Origin of the sequence: Neisseria maigaei (genome assembly GCF_958267405.1) — a bacterium.
Taxonomy (GTDB): Bacteria; Pseudomonadota; Gammaproteobacteria; order Burkholderiales; family Neisseriaceae; genus Neisseria; species Neisseria bergeri.
The window spans coordinates 50,826-71,283 of record NZ_CATQFT010000051.1 but is presented as its reverse complement, the minus strand read 5'-3'; the positions used below and the strand labels follow the sequence as shown (position 1 = coordinate 71,283).

Here is a 20,458-nt window from a genome sequence, read left to right as displayed (position 1 = left end):
AAGATATGACACGTCATGCTTCGTGCGGATTATTCGGCAGGCTGCTGGACAGTTTCCACTTGGACGAGGGTCGAAGCCGGTGCGGCTGGGGGTTTGTTTTCATGTTGGAGGTTGACGGAGCGAGCCGGTACGATGGTGGAAATGGCGTGTTTGTAAACCATTTGGGTTACGGAAGTGTTTCTCAGAAGAACGACGTATTGGTCGAAAGATTCAACCTGACCCTGCAGTTTGATGCCGTTGACCAGGTAAATCGAAACCGGAACGTGCTCTTTACGCAGGGCGTTCAGGAAAGGATCTTGCAACATTTGTCCTTTAGTTGTCATATTTTTAACTCCGTTATTATGATTGTGAAATCGGGCAGACGCCCTGTGCGTGTCGAATTGTAGCCTTGAATAGGAAAAATTACCAATTTTTTGTGTTTGGGCGGTTTTCCGCCGGGCATTTGTATGTCAGGAGCGTTGCTGCAACATCCACGATTCGATTTTGCGGGCATCGTTCACGCGTGTGGCGGATGTGGGCGAGTTCAGCAATACGATGGTAACGGGTTGGTTTTGAATGTTGGCTTTGACAACCATAGACCTGCCTGCCTCGCGTATGTAGCCGGTTTTTTGCAATTCGATGTTCCACATGCCTTCCCTGACCAGGGCATTGGAGTTTTTGTAGTTCTGCTGCCCGTTTTTGGTCTGTACCGAGGCGTAGTTGGAAGTCGAGTTGGTGCGGATTTGCGGATATTGGGCGGCGGCGTTGACCATGAGGCTCAGGTCTTTGGCTGTGGAAACGTTTTGGAAGTTGAGTCCGGTCGGTTCGTAAAAGCGGCTGCTGTACATGCCCAGGCTTTGGGCTTTACGGTTCATGGCGGCGACAAATGCGCCCATGCCGCCGGGGTAGGTTCTGCCCAAGGCGTGGGTGGCGCGGTTTTCGCTGCTCATCAGGCTCAGGTGCAGCAGTTCTTTGCGTGTGAGGACCGTACCTATGGCAAGACGGCTGCCGGTCCCTTTGAGGCGGTCGATTTCGTCGGGCGTGATGGTAACGGTTTCGTTCATGTCCAAGTTTGCATCCAAAACGACCATCGCGCTCATGAGCTTGGAAATGGAGGCGATGGGCATAATCCTGTCGGCGTTTTTCTGATACAGTATCTGTCCGGTTTTGTTGTTGACGACTAGGGCAGACTGTGAGGAGAGAATCAGACCGCTTGTGATGGTTTGGGTGTTGGTGGGGTGTATCGTGCTTTCGGCGAATATTTCTATCGGATCGGAGGAGGTAAGCATGTTCTGTTCTAAAAATTGCCCTAAAATGTCGTTGTCGGCAAAAAGGTGGGCTGACGGCAGGGAAAGGCAGAGGCCGAGAAGCAGCGATGAGGGCAGGCGTTTCAGGGTGCGGATGGGCATTTTTGATTCCGTATTTTGAGTATTGGCGTTATTTTGTTGAAAAAACAGCCATCTGTAAAGTATGTCGTCTGACAGGAGACTGCCCGTAGGCGGGCGGTCTTGTTGTGTTTTGGGGGTTGGGTTTTATAACATTCTGTTTTTAAATCGGAACATATAGTGGATTAACAAAAACCAGTAAAGCGTTGCCTCGCCTTGCCGTACTATTTGTACTGCCTTCGACTTCGTCGCCTTGTCCTGATTTTTGTTAATCCACTATATTTTGTGGTTTGACATGGATATTTTTCATGCCGTCGTGTGTCGGTTTGGATGTTTCCGGCGGTTGAATCCCTATCCTTTGGGGCGGTAGAATCGGGGTTGGTTTAGCAATTGCGGCGGTGCGTCTGCGTGCCGTTTTGAATAATGGGAATATAGGGAGTAGGACTATGGATGTGAAATATGAATTTACCCTGCCTTCGAGCAGCGGTGCGGATTTTCATTCGGCAGAACATCTGCCTTTGGTTGTGTATTTTTATCCGAAAGACAGTACGCCGGGCTGTACGACAGAGGGGCTGGATTTTAATGCGCGATTGGAGCAGTTCGGCGACTTGGGTTATACCGTGGTCGGTATTTCCCGCGACGGCGTAAAGGCACATCAGAATTTTTGCGCCAAGCAGGGTTTCCGGTTTGAGCTGTTGAGCGACAAGGATGAAACAGTGTGCCGCCTGTTTGATGTCATCAAATTGAAAAAACTGTATGGGAAAGAGTCGCTCGGCATCGAGCGCAGTACGTTCGTCTTGAATAAGGATGGAGAAATCGCCCATGAATGGCGGAAAGTCAAAGTGGCAGGTCATGCGCAGGAAGTATTGGAAACGCTTTCCCGATGAGTATCGGCAATGCCGTCTGAAGCCTTCAGACGGCATTGGTTTGGAACGCTATGGAAAACGGTTTGATTGACAGGCTGCTGGAAACTTTGTGGCTGGATCGGCGGCTCAGTCGGAATACTTTGGACAGCTACCGGCGGGATTTGGAAAAAATTGCCCGTCGGCTATCTTTGTGCGGCAAAACGCTGGAAGATGCGGACGAAGCGGATTTGGCGGCGGCGGTTTATGTTGACGGAGAGCAACGGAGTTCGCAGGCGCGCGCACTGTCGGCGTGCAAACGCCTGTATATATGGATGGAGCGTGAAGGCATAAGGACGGACAATCCCACTCGTTTGCTGAAACCGCCCAAAATCGACAAGAATATTCCGACACTGATTACAGAACAGCAGATTTCCCGACTGCTTGCCGCGCCGGATACCGACACGCCGCACGGCTTGCGGGATAAGGCCCTGCTTGAATTGATGTATGCGACCGGCTTGCGCGTCAGCGAGGCAGTCGGGCTGAATTTCGGCAATGTGGATTTGGACAGGGGCTGTATTACCACGCTGGGCAAGGGTGATAAGCAGAGGATGGTCCCGATGGGGCAGGAGTCGGCGTATTGGGTGGAACGCTATTATACGGAGGCACGTCCGCTTCTGCTGAAAGGCAGGAGTTGCGACGCATTGTTTGTCAGTCAGAAAAAAACGGGCATTTCCCGGCAGTTGGCGTGGATGATTGTCAAAGAATATGCCGGCAGGGCAGGCATTGGGCACATCAGCCCGCACAGCCTGCGCCATGCCTTCGCCACCCATCTGGTGCAGCACGGCTTGGATTTGCGCGTAGTTCAGGATATGTTGGGACATGCCGATTTGAATACGACGCAGATTTATACCCATGTTGCCAATGTGCGGCTGCATAGCGTGGTTAAGGAACACCATTCCCGAAACTGAGGCTTCTGCTTCGGTTTAATAAGAAATCAATCGAAAATGCAAACTTGATAAAAAATTACCAAGACAAACCGTGTATGCCGACCTTGCAATACGAACTGTTTTTATTTATATTTGCATACGATAATAAAAGCCGCTATCGGTACGATAGCTTGAGAACACACGGAGCACAAAATGTTTGTCTGCATCTGCAATGCCGTTACCGACCACCAAATCAAGGAAACCATCGCCGCCGGCGCGACCACAATGGGCGATTTGCAGTCGCAATTGGGCGTGGCGAGCTGCTGCGGCTGCTGCGGGGAGCTTGCCGCTTCGTTTCTGACGGCGCACAATGCGCAACCGACGGTTACGGCAGGTATCGGCGTTCAAGCGTAAAACGGTTTTGGAAATACCGTCTGAACAGTTCAGACGGTATTTTGCTGTTTTCTTCGGCTGTGCTTTAAGATAGTGCCGATTGGCTTCAATGATGATTCCGCTATCCTGAAAGCTTGGGATTGTGCGAACAGGACGGTAAGGGAGTGCCGATGAAACTGACCCTGATGTTTCGCGAATATTGCAGCTTGTGCCACAAAATGCGCGACGAACTCAGACCTTTTCAGGATGAATACGGGTTTGGCTTGGATGTGTTCGATGTGGACGACGATCCCGCTTTGGAAGAAAAATACAATGAACTGGTGCCCGTTTTGTTGGCGGGAGATGAGGAAATCTGCCACTGGTTTTTGAATGAGGCCAGGTTGAAACAGTTTCTCGAACGGTAAAAAAATGCCGTCTGAAGCAGGACTTCAGACGGTATTTTCAGCTTGAATCAACGTTCTTCGCGTTTTTGCGGAACAGGGGATTTGCCGTTAAAGGCGGCGCGTTTGAATGCTTGGTAAATTGCCAGTCTTCTTCGATGTTGCATATCGGCCCTTTCTTTATTTTATTTGTCGGTTGGGAAAATTCTTATTTATTGATTTTTTCAATAAAAATTAGAAAATTTATTGTGAGATGTTATTAGTGGCAATCATATCATGTTTTGCTGTTGATGGAAGCATGATTGTGTAAAGATGATATGTGGTTGTGTAATCGGTAGAATTTATAAGAAAACCGCCAAGGCGGTGCTTGGCGGCGGAAACGGAGGGGAGGGTGGTATCAGAGCAGCTTGGAAATGACCTGTGCAAGGGCTTTTTGCCAGTCCGACGGTTTGATGCCGAAGTCGTTTTCGATTTTGCGGCAGTCCAAAATGCTGTATGCGGGCCTGGGGGCGGCGGTCGGATATTCCTTGTCTGAAACGGCAGTCAATTCGGGAACGGGGAAGGATGTCTGCTGTTGCGATGCCGCTTGGAAAATATGTTGGGCAAATTCGTACCAAGATACGGATTTGCTGCCGACATAGTGGTAAATGCCGCGAACGGGATTGGACTGCTGCAACAGGCGGATGATAGCGGCGGACAAGTCGCCGGCATAGGTTGGGCAGCCGGTTTGGTTGTGGACGGCGGACAGCGGGGAACGTTCCCGCGCAAGGTTCAGCATGGTGCGGACAAAGTTGTCCCCGTATTCGCTAAACAGCCAAGAAGTCCGCAGGATAAGGCTGTCGGGATTGGCGGACAGTGCGAGCAGTTCGCCGGCGGTTTTGGATTGTCCGTATACATTGGCAGGGTTGGTAAAGTCGCTTTCCTGGTAGGGTCTTTTACCTTTGCCGTCAAAAACATAGTCGGTTGAGATGTGGATGAATCGGGCATGGGCGCGATGTGCTGCCAAGGCAAGGTTGTAAACGGCGGAGGCATTGACGGCAAATGCCGCCGCCGCATCGCCTTCTGCTTTGTCGACGGCGGTATAGGCAGCCGTGTTGACAATAGCGTCGGGTTGGAAACTTTTGACCATGTTGCAGACGGCATCGGCATCGGTAATGTCTAGGGATGCGGAATCCGTCGCAATGGTTTCCCAGTCTTCCGGAAGACGGTCGCGCAGGCAGCGTGCCAGTTGGCTTTTCGAACCTGTCAATAGGATTCTCATGAGGTATTTCCTTTGGTGAAAGTGTATTGTAGGACTTGCTGTCGGTATTATAGTGCCAAAACTTTGCCGACGGTTGACGGGTTGGCTTTTTGTGCCATGGGTATTGTTTTGCGCCGACTTCGGCTAAAATATCGGATTGCGATTCAAACCTGTCGGGTGTCGGGTCGGTATTTTCAAGATATTTTCAGGGGGTGCGAAATGAGTGAGATTGGTTTGGCAAAGATTTATTCCGGAAAAGTGCGCGATTTGTACGAAATTGACGATAAACGGATGCTGATGGTCGCTTCCGACCGCTTGTCAGCATTCGATGTGATTTTGGATGATCCGATTCCGGGTAAGGGCGAAATCCTGACGCAGATTTCCAATTTTTGGTTTAAAAAACTGGCGCATATTATGCCCAACCATTTCACCGGTAATACCGTGTACGATGTTTTGCCTGAGAACGAAGCCAAAGTTTTAGAAAAACGCGCCGTCGTGGCTAAAAAGCTCACTCCGGTGAAAGTTGAGGCGATTGTGCGCGGTTATCTGGCAGGCAGCGGTTGGAAAGATTATCAAAAAACCGGCTCGGTTTGCGGTATTCGGTTGCCCGAAGGTATGCGGGAAGCGCAACAACTGCCCGAAGTGATTTTTACGCCCTCAACCAAAGCAGCAGTCGGCGATCACGATGAAAACATCAGCTTTGAAGAATGCGGACGCATTATCGGCAAAGAATTGGCGGAAGAAGTGCGCGACAAAGCGGTTCGGCTGTACACCGAAGCGGCGGAATATGCCAAATCGCGCGGTATTATTATTTGCGATACCAAATTTGAATTCGGTTTGGATGAAAACGGTACGCTGACGCTGATGGATGAGGTATTGACTCCCGATTCGAGCCGCTTCTGGCCGGCGGATCAATATGAAGTCGGCACCAATCCGCCGTCTTTTGACAAACAGTTCGTCCGCGACTGGCTGGAACAAAGCGGTTGGAACAAAAAAGCCCCTGCGCCGAAAGTGCCTGCCGATGTGATTCGGAAAACAGTCGAGAAGTATCGGGAAGCATTGACTTTGCTGACTCAGGATTGATTTTTAAGTTTGAAGGCCGTCTGAAAGGAATATGGTTCAGACGGTCTTTTTATTGTATCAATACTGGATTTTAAGGATGGTTGCCTTTATAATCCGCAATTGTTTTCAGCGTCCGAAATGCCGTCTGAAAGCTTGTTTACAACCTGCCGCACGGTCTGAAACCCTAACTATGCACATTTGGATTTTAGTGTGCATTATTAGTGTTTTAGCAGTGCGGTATTTTGAAAGGAACAATGATGTTCAATAAACACGTTAAGACCTTCCAATACGGTAATCAAACCGTTACTTTGGAAACCGGCGAAATCGCCCGCCAAGCCGCCGCTGCCGTTAAAGTATCGATGGGCGACACCGTTGTTTTGGTTGCCGTTACTACCAACAAAGAAGTGAAAGAAGGTCAGGACTTCTTCCCTCTGACTGTTGATTACCTCGAGCGTACTTACGCAGCAGGTAAAATCCCCGGCGGTTTCTTCAAACGCGAAGGCAAACAAAGCGAAAAAGAAATCCTGACCAGCCGCCTGATCGACCGTCCGATCCGTCCGCTGTTCCCCGAAGGTTTCTACCACGACATCCAAATCGTAGCGATGGTCGTGTCCGTCGATCCTGAAATCGATTCCGACATTCCTGCAATGTTGGGCGCGTCTGCCGCGCTGGTGTTGAGCGGCGTACCGTTTGCCGGTCCGATTGGCGCGGCACGCGTGGGTTATGTAAACGGCGTGTACGTTTTGAACCCGACTAAAGCCGAGTTGGCGAAATCGCAATTGGACTTGGTGGTCGCCGGTACTTCCAAAGCCGTGTTGATGGTGGAATCCGAAGCCAAAATCCTATCCGAAGACGTGATGTTGGGCGCGGTGGTTTACGGTCACGATCAAATGCAGGCGGCGATTAACGCCATCAATGAATTTGCCGACGAAGTCAACCCGGAGGTTTGGGATTGGAAAGCTCCGGAAACCAATGAGGAACTGGTTGCCAAAGTACGCGGGATTGCCGGCGAAACCATTAAAGAAGCGTTCAAAATCCGTCAAAAACAGGCGCGTTCCGCAAAATTGGACGAGGCTTGGAATGCGGTAAAAGAAGCCTTGATTACCGAAGAAACCGACACGCTGGCAGCCAACGAAATCAAAGGCATTTTCAAACACTTGGAGGCCGATGTTGTCCGCAGCCAAATTTTGGACGGCCAACCGCGCATCGACGGTCGCGACACCCGCACCGTCCGTCCGCTGAACATCCAAACTGGCGTATTGCCGCGCACGCACGGTTCTGCATTGTTTACCCGTGGCGAAACCCAAGCCCTTGCCGTAGCGACTTTGGGTACTTCGCGCGACGAACAAATTATCGACGCGCTGTCCGGCGAATACACCGACCGCTTTATGCTGCACTACAACTTTCCGCCGTACTCTACCGGCGAAGTCGGACGCATGGGTGCGCCGAAACGCCGTGAAATCGGTCACGGCCGTTTGGCTAAACGTGCATTGTTGGCTGTATTGCCGAAACCTGAAGATTTCAGCTACACCATGCGCGTGGTCTCCGAAATTACCGAATCCAACGGCTCTTCATCTATGGCTTCCGTCTGTGGCGGCTGCCTGAGCCTGCTGTCTGCCGGCGTGCCTTTGAAAGCACACGTTGCCGGTATCGCGATGGGTCTGATTCTAGAAGGCAACAAATTTGCCGTCCTGACCGACATTTTGGGCGACGAAGACCACTTGGGCGATATGGACTTTAAAGTGGCCGGTACGACCGAAGGTGTTACCGCACTGCAAATGGACATCAAAATCCAAGGCATTACCAAAGAAATTATGCAGATCGCTTTGGCACAGGCCAAAGAAGCGCGTCTGCACATCTTGGATCAGATGAAAGCCGCCGTTGCGGGCCCGCAAGAGTTGTCCGCACACGCGCCGCGTTTGTTTACGATGAAAATCAACCAAGACAAAATCCGCGAAGTTATCGGCAAAGGCGGCGAAACCATCCGTTCGATTACCGCTGAAACCGGTACGGAAATCAATATCGCCGAAGACGGTACGATTACCATTGCCGCGACCACTCAAGAAGCCGGCGATGCGGCGAAAAAACGCATCGAGCAGATTACTGCCGAAGTGGAAGTGGGCAAAGTGTATGAAGGCACTGTGGTGAAAATCCTCGACAACAACGTCGGCGCGATTGTCAGCGTGATGCCGGGCAAAGACGGTTTGGTACACATCAGCCAAATCGCCCACGAGCGCGTACGCAATGTCGGCGATTACCTGCAAGTAGGTCAGGTTGTGAACGTAAAAGCATTGGAAGTAGACGATCGCGGCCGCGTACGCCTGTCTATCAAAGCTTTGCTGGATGCGCCTGCCCGTGAAGAAAATGCCGCAGAGTAATGCTTAGGGATGAAAATGCCGTCTGAACAGGTTTCAGACGGCATTTTTTATGGGTATTGGGAATTGATGAGTGTTACAGCCACAGGACGGCAAGCTTCCATAATGCCCATAATGATACGGATAATCCTGTACACAGGCGGATATATCGGTTTTGCATGATTTTTTTCAGTTGCAGGGAAAAAATGCCGATTGCCAAAAGATTGGGCAGCGTACCCAGTGCAAAGGCAAGCATATATAAACCGCCTGTTGCCGCACTGCCGCTGCCCAGCGCGTAAAGCGACGCGCTGTAAACCAGTCCGCACGGCAGCCAGCCCCATAATATTCCGACAGCAAGGCAGGCGGGTATGGATTTTATGGGTAACAGCCGGTTGAGTATCGGGTTCAGGTTCCGCCATATCGGTTTGCCGATTTTCTCGATTTTTGCCGCCAAGGAAGAAATACCGCTCAAGTATAAGCCTAAAAAGAGCAGTAGGAGGTTGGCGGCTGTGTATAAAATATTCTGCAGGACACGGGTTTGGTCGAGTGAAACGCCGACCTGTCCGATTAATCCGAGAATCAGGCCGATTGCCGTATAGCTGCTTATCCGTCCTGTGTTAAGCAGCAGGATCAGCCAAAAGCGGTTGATATGCGGTGGGAGTTGGAGTGCAAACGCGCTGCTTAATCCGCCGCACATGCCGATGCAGTGCGTTCCTCCGAAGAAACCGAGTAGGAACAGGGTTAGGAAAGTGATGTCGTGGTTCATGGACGGCTCATGGTCAGATGTTTGTCGGGGAAAACGGATAATTTCCGGCAGTCCGACCAATAGGGTTTGGCGAGGGCATTCCCCGTGCTGTTAAAGTCTTGAATAAGGATGCGGTTTGTGTCATGAATTTTGACAGTCCTGTAAAATCCGCCCTTTACTGCGCTGTCGGCGGGTTTGCCGTGTGCGTCGAAATACAGGATGGTGCGGTTTTGAAGATGCGCGCAATTTGAAACGACCGAGTTTGCCGGTATATTTCGGGTGCAGGCGGCAAGGATTGCACAAGGGAAAAGCAGTAGGAACAGACGAGACATTGTGTTTTTTGTAAGGGGTAACAAACAGTATAATGGCTCATTTTAATCCTCAGACGGCGGGAGATGGAAGCATTTCCCTTCGGCGCGGGGATCTCGGATTCGGAAGCAACAGACAATACGGGATTTCGGAACAATCTTAATTGGCTTCGGTGAGTTTTAAACCTGTGTACGTAATGTAATTAGGGTTTGCTTACTCTAAAATATAATTAAATTTTTCTTCGAATCCATAATCCTCATCTTGTTTCTTAACTCTTTCTAGAACTTTTACTATTTCAATAAATATACTTTTTAATTGATTTTTTGAGAACATAGCATCTTTCCATACCAGAATAATCGGTCGTTCTACATTTGTGCTCAATAAATCCCACAAAGCATCAAGATTGTTCCCATAATAATCTTGTATAGAAAATATTTTTGAAATTTGATTATGAAAATCTTGTTCCGTATAAATTTTACTACCGATAATCTCTAATTGCATAAGTTATACTCCTATTTCAAGTTCCAATTTGTGTTGCAGAGATATAATAATCAGTTGTTATATATAGCAATCCATCGTTAGAATATAACAATCTAGTACCACTCTGGTTCGATATGAAAACTTTGAAATTTACCAAAATGCACGGTTTGGGCAACGATTTTATGGTGATTGACGCGGTCAGTCAGGATTTTACCCCCGAGGACGCGCCGATTGCGGCATGGGCTGACCGTTTCCGCGGCATCGGGTTCGACCAGCTTTTGGTGGTCGGGCGTTCGGAAACCGAAGGCGTGGATTTCCGTTACCGTATTTTCAATGCTGACGGCGGCGAGGTCGGGCAGTGCGGCAACGGGGCGCGTTGTTTTGCCCGTTTTGTTGCAGACAAGGGTTTGACCGATAAGAAAGAAATTTGTGTTGAAACGGCCAAGGGCATTATTTTTCCGAAATTGTCCGATAACGGTATGGTTACGGTCAATATGGGCAAACCGAAGTTTATGCCGTCTGAAATACCGTTTGTTCCCGAATCGGGCGAGGGGGATGATGCCTGTACTTATGGGGTGCATCTCGAATCCGGCATTCAGCCTGTCAGCTGCGTCAATATGGGCAACCCCCATGCGGTGATTGTGGTCGATGACGTGGAATGCGCGCCGGTGCGCGAAACCGGTTCGCTTATCGAACCGCACAGGCAGTTTCCCGAACGCGTCAACGTCGGCTTTATGCAGATTGTCAGCCGAACCGCGATTCGTTTGCGCGTGTTCGAGCGCGGCGTGGGCGAAACCCAAGCTTGCGGTACGGGCGCGTGTGCGGCTGTGGTGGCGGGTATCCGTCTGGGGCTGTTGGATGAAGGGAAAACGGTAGAGGTGGTTTTGCCGGGCGGAACTTTATATATCGAATGGGCCTGCGGCGGCGATGTGATGATGACCGGCCCTGCGGAAACCGTGTTTGAAGGCGAGTTGGCGTATTCATGATTTTGCTGCATTTGGATTTTTTGTCTGCCTTACTGTATGCGGCGGTTTTTCTGTTTCTGATATTCCGCGCAGGAATGTTGCAATGGTTTTGGGCGAGTATTGCGCTGTGGCTCGGCATATCGGTTTTGGGGGCAAAGCTGATGCCCGGCATATGGGGAATGACCCACGCCGTGCCTTTGTTTATCCCCCATTTTTACCTGACTTTGGGCAGTATATTTTTTTTCATCGGGCATTGGAACCGGAAAAAGGGTGGAAACGGATGGCAGGCAGACCCCGAACATCCGCTGCTCGGGCTGTTTGCCGTCAGTAATGCATTGATGACGCTTGCTTTTGTCGGAATATGTGCGTTGGTGCATTATTGCTTTTCGGGAACGGTTCAAGTGTTTGTGTTTGCGGCACTGCTCAAACTTTATGCGCTGAAGCCGGTTTATTGGTTCGTGTTGCAGTTTGTGCTGATGGCGGTTGCCTATGTCCACCGCTGCGGTATAGACCGGCAGCCGCCGTCAACGTTCGGCGGTTCGCAGCTGCGACTCGGCGGGTTGGCGGCGATGTTGATGCAGGTTGCGGTAACGGCGATGCTGCTTGCCGAAATCGGCAGATGATTGTGATGCTGTCTGTATCGGAACAAAAAGTTATAAAGAAAGAAATTTTGGGTATTGGTTTTTTAGGCGGCATAGGTTTAGGATGAAGCCATATCCGAAATTTGTTTATGGTTCGGCGCAAATCCCCTGCAATCGGACAGGATGCCGGCGGGAATTGCGCCTTACTGTCGAAACCTTATTATTCAGGAGCAGAAGATGAAAATTGCAAACAGCATCACCGAACTGATCGGCAACACGCCTTTGGTCAAACTGAACCGTCTGACCGAAGGTTTGAAGGCAGAGGTTGCCGTGAAACTGGAATTTTTCAATCCGGGCAGCAGCGTCAAAGACCGCATTGCCGAAGCAATGATTGAGGCCGCCGAAAAAGCGGGCAAAATCAACAAAAACACCGTGATTGTTGAGGCAACCAGCGGCAATACGGGTATTGGTTTGGCAATGGTATGTGCAGCACGCGGCTACAAACTGGCGATTACCATGCCGGAAAGCATGAGTAAAGAGCGCAAAATGCTGTTGCGCGCGTTTGGCGCGGAGCTGATTCTGACCCCCGCCGCCGAAGGTATGGCGGGCGCGATTGCCAAAGCGCAATCCTTGGTGGACGCTCATCCAGACACTTATTTTATGCCGCGCCAGTTCGATAATGAGGCAAACCCCGAAGTCCACCGCAAAACAACCGCCGAGGAAATTTGGCGGGATACGGACGGTAAAGTCGATGTCTTCATTGCCGGTGTCGGCACGGGCGGTACGATTACCGGGGTGGGCGAAGTGTTGAAAAAATACAAACCCGAAGTTAAAGTGGTTGCCGTCGAGCCTGAGGCTTCCCCCGTATTGAGCGGCGGCGAAAAAGGTCCGCACCCGATTCAAGGTATCGGCGCAGGCTTTATTCCGACCGTTTTGAATACCAAAATCTACGACAGTATTGCCAAAGTGCCGAACGAAGCGGCTTTTGAAACCGCCCGCGCAATGGCGGAAAAAGAAGGCATTTTGGTGGGTATTTCTTCCGGTGCGGCAGTTTGGAGCGCGTTGCAGCTTGCCAAACAGCCTGAAAACGAAGGCAAGCTGATAGTCGTGCTGCTGCCTTCCTATGGCGAACGCTATCTCTCTACGCCACTTTTTGCAGATTTGGCATAATGCTTTAATCGGATTGTCGAAACATTCAGACGCATTTTTCGGTATCGGTGTAACGCCGTGCCGGAAAATGCGTTTTTGCATATATGCCGAAAACGCCGGTTGTGTTTTAATTAGGTGTTGATGCCGCCGCATTGTTTGAGGGAAATATTTTTTATTCGGGTTTTATCCGGCAGGACGGATTTTTGCCCCAACGGAAAATAGCCGACCTGCCCGTAAAGTCAGCCGTTTGTCCGGGCGCAGCCGGGGCTTTGGGCTTCAGACGGCATATTTTCGGATTTTCGGAATGGCGGCATTTTTGCCGTAGGCGCGGCAGCCGTATGGGGAAGGGAGGGGATATTGTGGTCGGTAACGGCAAAAAATATGCCGCACCATTGCTGGTGCTGGGTTGCGTGGTGTTCGGTCTGGGCAGCCTGATTGTCAGATCCGTCCCCGTCGGCCCGTATGCAATCGCATTTTGGCGGTTGCTGATTTCGGTGTTCGTATTTTGGTTTTTGGCACGGCTTTTCGGGCAAAAATTCCCAAAAAACAGGAAAACCATCCGATATGCCCTGACGGCGGGCGTGTTTCTCGCTTTCGATTTGGCACTTTGGCACGAAAGCATATACGCGGTCGGGCCGGGTATTTCCACCCTGCTCAACAGCCTGCAAATCTTTTTTTTGTCGGCAATCGGTGTTTTCTTTTTCGGCGAGCGTTTGGGCAGGCTGCAAGCGGCAAGCTTGATGTCGGCGGTTGTGGGCGTGGCGATGATTGCCGGTGCGGAATTCGGCTACAACGGCAATGCGGTTTGGGGATTTGTCAGCGGTTTGGTATCGGGACTGATGCTTGCCCTGTCGATGGTGTTTGTCCGCAAGACTCATGAAGTCGAACAGGTGGCGCTTTTCCCTTCAATGATGATTTTGAGTTTGGGCGGCGCGGCATCGTTGGTTGTTCCGGCATTGCTGATGGACGGCGGCGCGCTTTATCCGACGACTTGGAAAGATGCGGGTTTGGTGCTTGTGTACGGCGTGGTGATGCAGTGCTTCGCGTGGGCGATGGTTGCCTATGCGATTCCGCTGCTTTCGCTGTCGCTGACGGGGCTGTTGCTTTTATCCGAACCGGTTGCCGCCTTGCTCATCGATTATTTCGGGTTGGGCAAACCGATTGACGGTGTGCAGTGGGCAGGGGTGGTGCTTACGCTTTCGGCAATTTATCTCGGTTCGCGGAAACAGCAGTCTTAACATTGATTCCATCAAGGCAGTATCGGCAGTTCGCCGTGCAAAACCTGCGTTACCGGACTGATATAGTGAATTAAATTTAAACCGGTACAGCGTTGGCTCGCCTTAGCTCAAAGAGAACGATTCTCTAAGGTGCTGAAGCAACAAGTGAATCGGTTCCGTACTATTTGTACTGTCTGCGGCTCGTCGCCTTGTCCTAATTTAAATTTAATTCACTATAGGTAGGAAAATCCGACAACGTTAGATCCGCCTGCAAAAGTGAGGAATAGCAAATGCCGTCTGAAACTATTTTCAGACGGCATTCTTGGCTTCCCGGTTTAGCGGATTGCCGTACCGACCCGGCTGAAATCGCCGAAGTTCATCAGAATGAAGGTTGCCTTGCCGACAACCAGCTTGTCATCCACAAAGCCCCAGTAGCGCGAATCGGCACTGTTGTCGCGGTTGTCGCCCATAGCGAAATAGCGTCCTTCGGGAACCTGACATACGAAACCGCTGCCGTCGTCGGCATATTGGCAATGGTTCAGACCGCTTTGCTCTATGGAATATCCGTTTTCAGACATGATATCGGAGGTATATTTGCCCAATACGGGTAAGGAAACGGCAGGCTGTCCTTCTTTTTTCAGAATATTGAAGGATTTGCCGTCCAAACCGCTGCGGAACATATCCGTGTTGTGGATTTCGGAAGGGTCGGTGTCGTCGGGATAACGGTATGTGCCGTTAGGAATATCAGAAGCCGGTTTTCCGTTTACCGTTAAAATCTTATCCCGATATTCGACAATGTCGCCAGGGATGCCGACAATACGCTTGATGTAGGTCATGTCCGGCTGCAGAGGATAATTAAAAACAACGACATCGCCCCGTTCGATTTTGCCCGTGGGGATAAATACATTGTTTAAAACAGGTACGCGCAAGCCGTAGGAAAATTTGCTGACCAAAATGAAATCGCCCTTAATCAGACCCGGGCGCATGGAGCTGGACGGGATTTGGAACGGTTCGGCAATAAACGACCGGATGAGGAACAATACCAAAACGGTAGGGAAAAAACTGCCGAAATAATCGCCGAAGTGGCTGCTTTCCGAGATTTCGGGAGAAGTCTTCAGGCGGTATTTATATACCCCCCAAGCCGTACCGCACAATACAACGAAAATCAGGAAAACGGCGGTAAAGCTCATAAACAGGGACAAAGCGGCAAACACGCCGACCGCCGTCAGGATATAGGCGTATTCGAGGCCGGAACTCCATTCACCGTTTTCCTGCCGCTTTTTGTCGCTTTTGAAATAAAGGATGATGCCGGCAAGCAGCGCGGCAGCCGCGCCCGACATTAGCATTGTGTTCATTGTTGTTCCTTAACGGTTAAAAAACCCGCCCGTCCGTGCAACCGTTTTAAGGCGGCAAATTGCAAAATTTGTTTGCGGGCGCGTGCCCCTGAAATCAGGGCGGTTTGAGGGGTGTTCCCGACGCGCCGCCCTATGTGCCGAAATATTATTTGTCGCTCACCTGTAAAATCGCCAAGAATGCGCTTTGCGGAATTTCCACGTTGCCCACTTGTTTCATGCGGCGCTTACCTGCTTTTTGTTTTTCGAGAAGTTTTTTCTTACGCGTAATATCGCCGCCGTAACATTTCGCCAAGACGTTTTTACGCAGGGCTTTGACGTTTTCACGGGCGATAATCTGGCTGCCGATGGCGGCTTGGACGGCGATATCGAACATTTGGCGCGGAATCAGCTCGCGCATTTTCGCTGCCAGTTCGCGGCCTCGGTGAACCGCGCTTTGACGGTGCACAATCAGGCTCAGCGCATCGACTTTTTCTCCGTTGACCATAATGTCGAGCTTAATCAAATCAGACGGCTGGAACTCTTTGAAATGGTAGTCCAACGAAGCATAGCCGCGCGAAGTGGATTTGAGTTTGTCGAAAAAGTCCATCACGACTTCGTTCATGGGCAAGTCGTAAGTCAGCATGACTTGGCGGCCCATGTACTGCATATTGACCTGAACGCCGCGCTTTTGGTTACACAAAGTCATGACGTTGCCGACGTATTCCTGCGGCACGAGGATAGTCGCAGTGATAATCGGCTCGAGAATGGTTTCGATGCTGCCGATGTCGGGCAGTTTGGACGGATTTTCGACTTCGATTTTTTCGCCGCTCTTCAACACGACTTCGTAAACCACCGTCGGCGCGGTGGTAATCAAGTCCATGTCGAACTCGCGTTCCAAACGTTCCTGTACGATTTCCAAGTGCAACAGACCCAAGAAGCCGCAGCGGAAGCCGAAGCCCAATGCTTGAGAAACTTCAGGCTCGAATTTCAACGAAGCATCGTTCAGCTGCAATTTTTCCAAAGCATCACGCAAAGCTTCGTAGTCGTGGCTTTCCACGGGATAAAGGCCCGCGAATACTTGACTTTGTACTTCTTGGAAGCCGGGCAGTGGCTCTGAGGCGGGGTTGGCAACCAGTGTAACCGTGTCGCCGACTTTCGCCTGTCCCAATTCTTTTACGCCGGTAATCAAAAAGCCCACTTCACCGGCTTTGAGTTCTTGTTTTTGAACCGATTTCGGTGTGAATACGCCCAGCTGCTCGACCTGCGTTTCCGCCTTGGTGCTCATAAAGCGCACTTTGTCTTTCAGTTTGATGGTGCCGTTTTTCACTCGAATCAGCATGACCACGCCGACGTAATTGTCAAACCACGAATCGACGATAACGGCTTGCAGCGGCGCGTTTTCATCGCCGGTCGGCGCAGGAATTTTGGCAACGATTTCTTCCAAAACGTCTTCCACTCCGATGCCGCTTTTGGCGGAACACTGCACCGCGCCGACCGCATCGATGCCGATGATATCCTCGATTTCCTGTTCAACGCGTTCGGGGTCGGCGGCAGGTAGGTCGATTTTGTTCAAAACAGGCACGACTTCCACGCCCAAATCAATCGCGGTGTAACAGTTCGCCACGGTTTGCGCTTCCACGCCCTGCGACGCGTCAACGACCAACAGCGCGCCTTCGCAGGCAGAGAGCGAACGGGAAACTTCGTAAGAAAAGTCGACGTGTCCCGGCGTGTCAATCAGGTTGAGCTGATACACCTGCCCGTCGCGTGCTTTGTAGTTGAGCGCGGCGGTTTGCGCTTTAATAGTAATGCCGCGCTCTTTTTCGATGTCCATGGAATCGAGCACCTGCGTGCTCATTTCGCGCAAATCCAAACCGCCGCAATATTGGATGAAGCGGTCGGCAAGCGTCGATTTGCCGTGGTCGATGTGGGCAATAATGGAGAAGTTTCGGATATTTTTCATTGAGTTGTTTTTAATGCTGAACGGTAGGTTTTAGAAATGCCGTCTGAACAAACAGCGGTACGCCTGAATATCGGATGCAACGTGGAAATAGCCCGATATTCTAACGGAAAACCGCTGTTTTGGCATGATTTGATAAAGGTTTTATAAAGATTTGACGATTTCTGCCACCATTTTTGCAGAACTTGCCGCCGCCGTTTTCAAAAATTCGTCAAAGCTGATGTCTGCTTTTTCGTCCGCCGAATCGGAAACAGCGCGGATGATGACGAAAGGCGTTTCCAACTGATGACAGGTTTGGGCAATCGCCGCCGCTTCCATTTCCACTGCATTGACTTCGGGGAAGTGCTTGCAGATTTCCGCCACGCCTTCGCTGCTGTGGATGAAGCGGTCGCCGCTGACAATCAGGCCTTGTTCTACCGCCGCGCCTTCAAACGTCCGCGCCGACCGTTTTGCCGTTTCAATCAAAATGCCGTCTGAAGCGAACCTTGCCGGCAGTTGCGGCACTTGTCCCCAAACATAGCCGAATGCAGTTACATCGACATCGTGGTGCGCGGTTTCCGTACCGATGACTACGTCGCCGACTTTCAAACCCTTGCCCAAACCGCCCGCGCTGCCGGTGTTGATGACGCAGTCCGGTGCGAATTGATGGATAAGCCAAGCCGTTGCAACCGCCGCGTTGACCTTGCCGATGCCGCTCAATGCAAGCACCATGCGTTTTCCCGCCAATTCGCCTTCATAGGCGGAAAATCTGCCGAAAGAGACGGTTTTGACATTTCCCATCATCTCGCGCAAAAGCTCGATTTCCTGTTCCATTGCGCCGATAACGGCTACTGTTTTCAAAGACATATTGCTGACCTGCTGTGAATTTTGGATAGAACGCCGAATTATACACGCTAACACGGCAGGATTGAGTGGGGGCGGTTTGTCCATGCCGTCTGAAACGGTTTCAGACGGCATGGCGGGTTTTTGGTAGAATGGGAAGGTACAGATTGTTTGAAGATTGGGGGACGAAGATGTTTACCGATGAAAATATGACTGCAAAGGAAGAACTGTTCGCATGGCTGCGCCATATGAACAAAAACAAAGGTTCCGACTTGTTTGTGACGACCCATTTCCCGCCCGCGATGAAGCTGGACGGCAAAATCACCCGCATCACGGACGAGCCGCTGACGGCGGAAAAATGTATGGAAATCGCCTTTTCGATTATGAGTGCGAAGCAGGCGGAAGAATTTTCATCGACCAACGAGTGCAACTTCGCCATCAGCCTGCCGGATACCAGCCGCTTCCGCGTCAATGCGATGATACAGCGCGGCGCGACGGCGTTGGTATTCCGCGCGATTACCAGCAAGATTCCCAAGTTTGAAAGCCTGAACCTGCCGCCGGTCTTGAAGGATGTCGCGCTGAAAAAACGCGGGCTGGTTATTTTTGTCGGCGGTACCGGCTCGGGCAAATCGACTTCGCTCGCCTCGCTTATCGACTACCGCAATGAAAATTCGTTCGGACATATCATCACCATCGAAGATCCGATCGAGTTTGTCCACGAACACAAAAACTGCATCATCACCCAGCGCGAGGTCGGCGTGGATACGGAAAACTGGATGGCGGCGTTGAAAAACACGCTGCGGCAGGCACCGGATGTGATTCTGATCGGCGAAATCCGCGACCGCGAAACAATGGACTACGCCATTGCCTTTGCCGAAACGGGGCATTTGTGTATGGCGACGCTGCACGCCAACAGCACCAATCAGGCACTCGACCGCATCATCAACTTTTTCCCCGAGGAGCGGCGCGAACAATTGCTGACGGATTTGTCGCTCAACCTTCAGGCGTTTATTTCGCAACGCCTCGTTCCGCGAGACGGCGGCAAGGGCAGGGTGGCGGCAGTCGAGGTGCTGCTCAATTCGCCCCTGATTTCGGAGTTGATTCACAACGGCAACATCCATGAAATCAAAGAAGTGATGAAGAAATCCACCACCTTGGGTATGCAGACCTTCGACCAACACCTTTACCAATTGTATGAGAAAGGCGAGATTTCCTTGCAGGATGCCTTGAAAAATGCCGACTCCGCACACGATTTGCGTTTGGCGGTACAGTTGCGCAGCCGCCGGGCGCAAAGTTCCGGCCCCGATTTGGAACTGCTCTGATGGCGGTATGGATTTCCGGACGGGCAGTTTGACATGATTTATCCGTGGCATAATGAACAATGGCGGCAGATTGCGGAGCATTGGACGAGCCGTCCCAATGCTTGGCTGTTTGCCGGCAAAAAGGGGACGGGGAAGACCGCGTTTGCCCGTTTTGCGGCGAAGGCGTTGTTGTGCGAAACCCCTGCACCGGGCTGCAAACCCTGTGGCGAATGTATGTCCTGCCATCTGTTTGGACAGGGAAGCCATCCCGATTTTTACGAAATCACGCCTCTGGCGGACGAACCCGAAAACGGGCGCAAACTGTTGCAGATCAAAATCGATGCCGTCAGGGAAATCATCGATAATGTGTACCTGACTTCGGTACGGGGCGGTTTGCGCGTGGTTCTGATTCATCCTGCGGAAAGTATGAATGTCCAAGCCGCCAACAGTTTGTTGAAAGTGTTGGAAGAGCCGCCGCCCCAAGTGGTCTTTTTGCTGGTCAGCCACGCGGCGGACAAGGTTTTACCGACCATTAAAAGCCGCTGCCGGAAGATGGTTTTGCCCGCTCCTTCGCATGGGGAAGCATTGGCATATCTGCGCGACAGGGATGTGGCGGAGCCGGAAGAATTTTTGGCGTTCCATTCGGGTGCGCCGCTGTTTGATGAGGCGGACGGTGTCCGTGCGTTGCGGATTAAACTGTTGGATATTTTGGCAGAGCCGAGGTTGTTGAAGATTTTGGATTACGCCGCGCTTTTCGATAAGGAGAAACTTCCGCTCGACGTATTTGTCGGGTGGATGCAGAAGTGGCTGGTCGATTTGGGATTGTGCCTGCAACACATGAAACCCGTCTATTATCCCGCTTATGAAGACAGGCTGCTTCAGACGGCATCCGGTTTCCGCCCGCGCAATGTATTTGCGGCGGAGGATATGCTCAAACAGCTTGCCCCTTACGGGTTTCATACTTTAAATGTCAAAATGCAGATCGAGCATCTGCTCATCAATTATTTGGAATTGAAGAAAGAGAACGGGTGAAT

Annotated in this window: 21 protein-coding genes and 1 pseudogene; 12 read left to right on the top strand and 10 right to left on the bottom strand. The window is 51.1% G+C overall.

Translation table 11 applies throughout. The features are described 5' to 3' along the window. Nucleotides 1-29: 29 nt before the first annotated feature. The 3 genes and pseudogenes from hfq to Q3O06_RS11110 all read right to left on the bottom strand — a co-directional run. Complete coding sequence (hfq, locus tag Q3O06_RS09245; protein ID WP_301818523.1) at nt 30-323, bottom strand: RNA chaperone Hfq; 294 nt, start codon at nt 321-323, stop codon at nt 30-32. Nucleotides 324-449: 126 nt separating this feature from the next. Beyond that, on the bottom strand, nt 450-1,388 hold the full coding sequence (locus Q3O06_RS09240; protein ID WP_301818522.1) for a serine hydrolase: 939 nt from the start codon (nt 1,386-1,388) through the stop codon (nt 450-452). Nucleotides 1,389-1,536: 148 nt separating this feature from the next. Further along, nucleotides 1,537-1,651, bottom strand: a pseudogene (locus Q3O06_RS11110) (IS5/IS1182 family transposase); the annotation flags it as partial. Between the two features lie 159 nt (nt 1,652-1,810). On the opposite strand from Q3O06_RS11110, the gene Q3O06_RS09235 reads away from it, so the two are divergent. The 4 genes from Q3O06_RS09235 (at nt 1,811) to Q3O06_RS09220 (ending at nt 3,932) form a co-directional block, all read left to right on the top strand. After that, the gene (locus tag Q3O06_RS09235) at nt 1,811-2,251 is read left to right on the top strand and encodes a peroxiredoxin (protein WP_101131462.1); all 441 of its coding nucleotides are present in this window, start codon (nt 1,811-1,813) and stop codon (nt 2,249-2,251) included. Between the two features lie 50 nt (nt 2,252-2,301). Further along, nucleotides 2,302-3,177, top strand: a complete 876-nt coding sequence (xerD, locus tag Q3O06_RS09230) for a site-specific tyrosine recombinase XerD (protein WP_118791856.1) — start codon at nt 2,302-2,304, stop codon at nt 3,175-3,177. 171 nt (nt 3,178-3,348) lie between these two features. Then, entirely contained in the window at nt 3,349-3,549 is a 201-nt protein-coding gene (locus Q3O06_RS09225) for a (2Fe-2S)-binding protein (protein ID WP_101130248.1), read from the top strand. 149 nt (nt 3,550-3,698) lie between these two features. After that, on the top strand, nt 3,699-3,932 hold the full coding sequence (locus Q3O06_RS09220; RefSeq protein ID WP_118791855.1) for a glutaredoxin family protein: 234 nt from the start codon (nt 3,699-3,701) through the stop codon (nt 3,930-3,932). 373 nt (nt 3,933-4,305) lie between these two features. On the opposite strand, the gene rfbD is transcribed toward Q3O06_RS09220, so the two are convergent. Further along, on the bottom strand, nt 4,306-5,169 hold the full coding sequence (gene rfbD / locus Q3O06_RS09215) for a dTDP-4-dehydrorhamnose reductase (RefSeq protein ID WP_118791853.1): 864 nt from the start codon (nt 5,167-5,169) through the stop codon (nt 4,306-4,308). Between the two features lie 198 nt (nt 5,170-5,367). On the opposite strand from rfbD, the gene Q3O06_RS09210 reads away from it, so the two are divergent. Together Q3O06_RS09210 and pnp are read left to right on the top strand one after the other, a co-directional pair. Further along, nucleotides 5,368-6,231, top strand: a complete 864-nt coding sequence (locus tag Q3O06_RS09210) for a phosphoribosylaminoimidazolesuccinocarboxamide synthase (RefSeq protein ID WP_301818521.1) — start codon at nt 5,368-5,370, stop codon at nt 6,229-6,231. A gap of 233 nt (nt 6,232-6,464) precedes the next feature. After that, on the top strand, nt 6,465-8,588 hold the full coding sequence (gene pnp, locus Q3O06_RS09205; RefSeq protein ID WP_301818520.1) for a polyribonucleotide nucleotidyltransferase: 2,124 nt from the start codon (nt 6,465-6,467) through the stop codon (nt 8,586-8,588). Between the two features lie 73 nt (nt 8,589-8,661). Here pnp and Q3O06_RS09200 read toward each other — a convergent pair whose 3' ends face one another. The 3 genes from Q3O06_RS09200 to Q3O06_RS09190 form a co-directional block, all read right to left on the bottom strand. Next, on the bottom strand, nt 8,662-9,330 hold the full coding sequence (locus Q3O06_RS09200) for a sulfite exporter TauE/SafE family protein (RefSeq protein WP_003677546.1): 669 nt from the start codon (nt 9,328-9,330) through the stop codon (nt 8,662-8,664). Then, nucleotides 9,327-9,641 (bottom strand): hypothetical protein, encoded by a 315-nt coding sequence (locus Q3O06_RS09195; protein ID WP_301818519.1) that lies wholly within the window; start codon nt 9,639-9,641, stop codon nt 9,327-9,329. The genes Q3O06_RS09200 and Q3O06_RS09195 overlap by 4 nt, the downstream gene beginning before the upstream one ends. Before the next feature lie 190 nt (nt 9,642-9,831). Beyond that, nucleotides 9,832-10,119 carry a barstar family protein gene (locus Q3O06_RS09190; protein ID WP_301818518.1) on the bottom strand — a complete coding sequence of 96 codons (288 nt, stop codon included), beginning with the start codon at nt 10,117-10,119 and terminating at the stop codon, nt 9,832-9,834. 113 nt (nt 10,120-10,232) lie between these two features. On the opposite strand from Q3O06_RS09190, the gene dapF reads away from it, so the two are divergent. From dapF to Q3O06_RS09170, 4 genes are all read left to right on the top strand, one after another. Then, complete coding sequence (dapF, locus tag Q3O06_RS09185) at nt 10,233-11,084, top strand: diaminopimelate epimerase (RefSeq protein ID WP_301818517.1); 852 nt, start codon at nt 10,233-10,235, stop codon at nt 11,082-11,084. Further along, on the top strand, nt 11,081-11,686 hold the full coding sequence (locus Q3O06_RS09180) for a hypothetical protein (RefSeq protein ID WP_301818516.1): 606 nt from the start codon (nt 11,081-11,083) through the stop codon (nt 11,684-11,686). The genes dapF and Q3O06_RS09180 overlap by 4 nt, the downstream gene beginning before the upstream one ends. A gap of 195 nt (nt 11,687-11,881) precedes the next feature. Beyond that, nucleotides 11,882-12,814, top strand: coding sequence for a cysteine synthase A (gene cysK / locus Q3O06_RS09175; protein WP_301818515.1), 933 nt, complete (start codon nt 11,882-11,884; stop codon nt 12,812-12,814). A gap of 317 nt (nt 12,815-13,131) precedes the next feature. Further along, nucleotides 13,132-14,031 carry a DMT family transporter gene (locus tag Q3O06_RS09170; RefSeq protein ID WP_301818535.1) on the top strand — a complete coding sequence of 300 codons (900 nt, stop codon included), beginning with the start codon at nt 13,132-13,134 and terminating at the stop codon, nt 14,029-14,031. 314 nt (nt 14,032-14,345) lie between these two features. Here the strand turns inward: Q3O06_RS09170 and lepB are convergent, their stop codons facing one another. From lepB to Q3O06_RS09155, 3 genes are all read right to left on the bottom strand, one after another. Beyond that, a complete protein-coding gene (lepB, locus tag Q3O06_RS09165; protein ID WP_301818514.1) occupies nt 14,346-15,365 on the bottom strand; it encodes a signal peptidase I in 1,020 nt (339 codons plus the stop codon). Nucleotides 15,366-15,510: 145 nt separating this feature from the next. Further along, nucleotides 15,511-17,304, bottom strand: a complete 1,794-nt coding sequence (gene lepA / locus Q3O06_RS09160) for a translation elongation factor 4 (RefSeq protein ID WP_036490455.1) — start codon at nt 17,302-17,304, stop codon at nt 15,511-15,513. A gap of 141 nt (nt 17,305-17,445) precedes the next feature. Then, nucleotides 17,446-18,147 carry a 5'-methylthioadenosine/adenosylhomocysteine nucleosidase gene (locus tag Q3O06_RS09155; RefSeq protein WP_301818534.1) on the bottom strand — a complete coding sequence of 234 codons (702 nt, stop codon included), beginning with the start codon at nt 18,145-18,147 and terminating at the stop codon, nt 17,446-17,448. Between the two features lie 167 nt (nt 18,148-18,314). Between Q3O06_RS09155 and Q3O06_RS09150 the strand changes: the two genes are divergently transcribed. Both Q3O06_RS09150 and Q3O06_RS09145 read left to right on the top strand, forming a co-directional pair. After that, the gene (locus tag Q3O06_RS09150) at nt 18,315-19,445 is read left to right on the top strand and encodes a PilT/PilU family type 4a pilus ATPase (RefSeq protein ID WP_025457249.1); all 1,131 of its coding nucleotides are present in this window, start codon (nt 18,315-18,317) and stop codon (nt 19,443-19,445) included. 33 nt (nt 19,446-19,478) lie between these two features. Beyond that, nucleotides 19,479-20,456, top strand: coding sequence for a DNA polymerase III subunit delta' (locus Q3O06_RS09145; RefSeq protein ID WP_301818513.1), 978 nt, complete (start codon nt 19,479-19,481; stop codon nt 20,454-20,456). Nucleotides 20,457-20,458: the final 2 nt, after the last annotated feature.

Coding starts and splice junctions, on each gene's coding strand:
- lepB (WP_301818514.1), bottom strand. CDS start 15,365: ATGAACACAATGCTAATGTCGGGCGCGGCTGCCGCGCTGCTTGCCGGC.
- pnp (WP_301818520.1), top strand. CDS start 6,465: ATGATGTTCAATAAACACGTTAAGACCTTCCAATACGGTAATCAAACC.
- hfq (WP_301818523.1), bottom strand. CDS start 323: ATGACAACTAAAGGACAAATGTTGCAAGATCCTTTCCTGAACGCCCTG.
- Q3O06_RS09210 (WP_301818521.1), top strand. CDS start 5,368: ATGAGTGAGATTGGTTTGGCAAAGATTTATTCCGGAAAAGTGCGCGAT.
- Q3O06_RS09195 (WP_301818519.1), bottom strand. CDS start 9,641: ATGTCTCGTCTGTTCCTACTGCTTTTCCCTTGTGCAATCCTTGCCGCC.
- Q3O06_RS09200 (WP_003677546.1), bottom strand. CDS start 9,330: ATGAACCACGACATCACTTTCCTAACCCTGTTCCTACTCGGTTTCTTC.
- Q3O06_RS09220 (WP_118791855.1), top strand. CDS start 3,699: ATGAAACTGACCCTGATGTTTCGCGAATATTGCAGCTTGTGCCACAAA.
- Q3O06_RS09150 (WP_025457249.1), top strand. CDS start 18,315: ATGTTTACCGATGAAAATATGACTGCAAAGGAAGAACTGTTCGCATGG.
- Q3O06_RS09155 (WP_301818534.1), bottom strand. CDS start 18,147: ATGTCTTTGAAAACAGTAGCCGTTATCGGCGCAATGGAACAGGAAATC.
- Q3O06_RS09240 (WP_301818522.1), bottom strand. CDS start 1,388: ATGCCCATCCGCACCCTGAAACGCCTGCCCTCATCGCTGCTTCTCGGC.
- lepA (WP_036490455.1), bottom strand. CDS start 17,304: ATGAAAAATATCCGAAACTTCTCCATTATTGCCCACATCGACCACGGC.
- Q3O06_RS09225 (WP_101130248.1), top strand. CDS start 3,349: ATGTTTGTCTGCATCTGCAATGCCGTTACCGACCACCAAATCAAGGAA.
- Q3O06_RS09145 (WP_301818513.1), top strand. CDS start 19,479: ATGATTTATCCGTGGCATAATGAACAATGGCGGCAGATTGCGGAGCAT.
- Q3O06_RS09190 (WP_301818518.1), bottom strand. CDS start 10,119: ATGCAATTAGAGATTATCGGTAGTAAAATTTATACGGAACAAGATTTT.
- rfbD (WP_118791853.1), bottom strand. CDS start 5,169: ATGAGAATCCTATTGACAGGTTCGAAAAGCCAACTGGCACGCTGCCTG.
- cysK (WP_301818515.1), top strand. CDS start 11,882: ATGAAAATTGCAAACAGCATCACCGAACTGATCGGCAACACGCCTTTG.
- xerD (WP_118791856.1), top strand. CDS start 2,302: ATGGAAAACGGTTTGATTGACAGGCTGCTGGAAACTTTGTGGCTGGAT.
- Q3O06_RS09235 (WP_101131462.1), top strand. CDS start 1,811: ATGGATGTGAAATATGAATTTACCCTGCCTTCGAGCAGCGGTGCGGAT.
- dapF (WP_301818517.1), top strand. CDS start 10,233: ATGAAAACTTTGAAATTTACCAAAATGCACGGTTTGGGCAACGATTTT.
- Q3O06_RS09180 (WP_301818516.1), top strand. CDS start 11,081: ATGATTTTGCTGCATTTGGATTTTTTGTCTGCCTTACTGTATGCGGCG.
- Q3O06_RS09170 (WP_301818535.1), top strand. CDS start 13,132: ATGGGGAAGGGAGGGGATATTGTGGTCGGTAACGGCAAAAAATATGCC.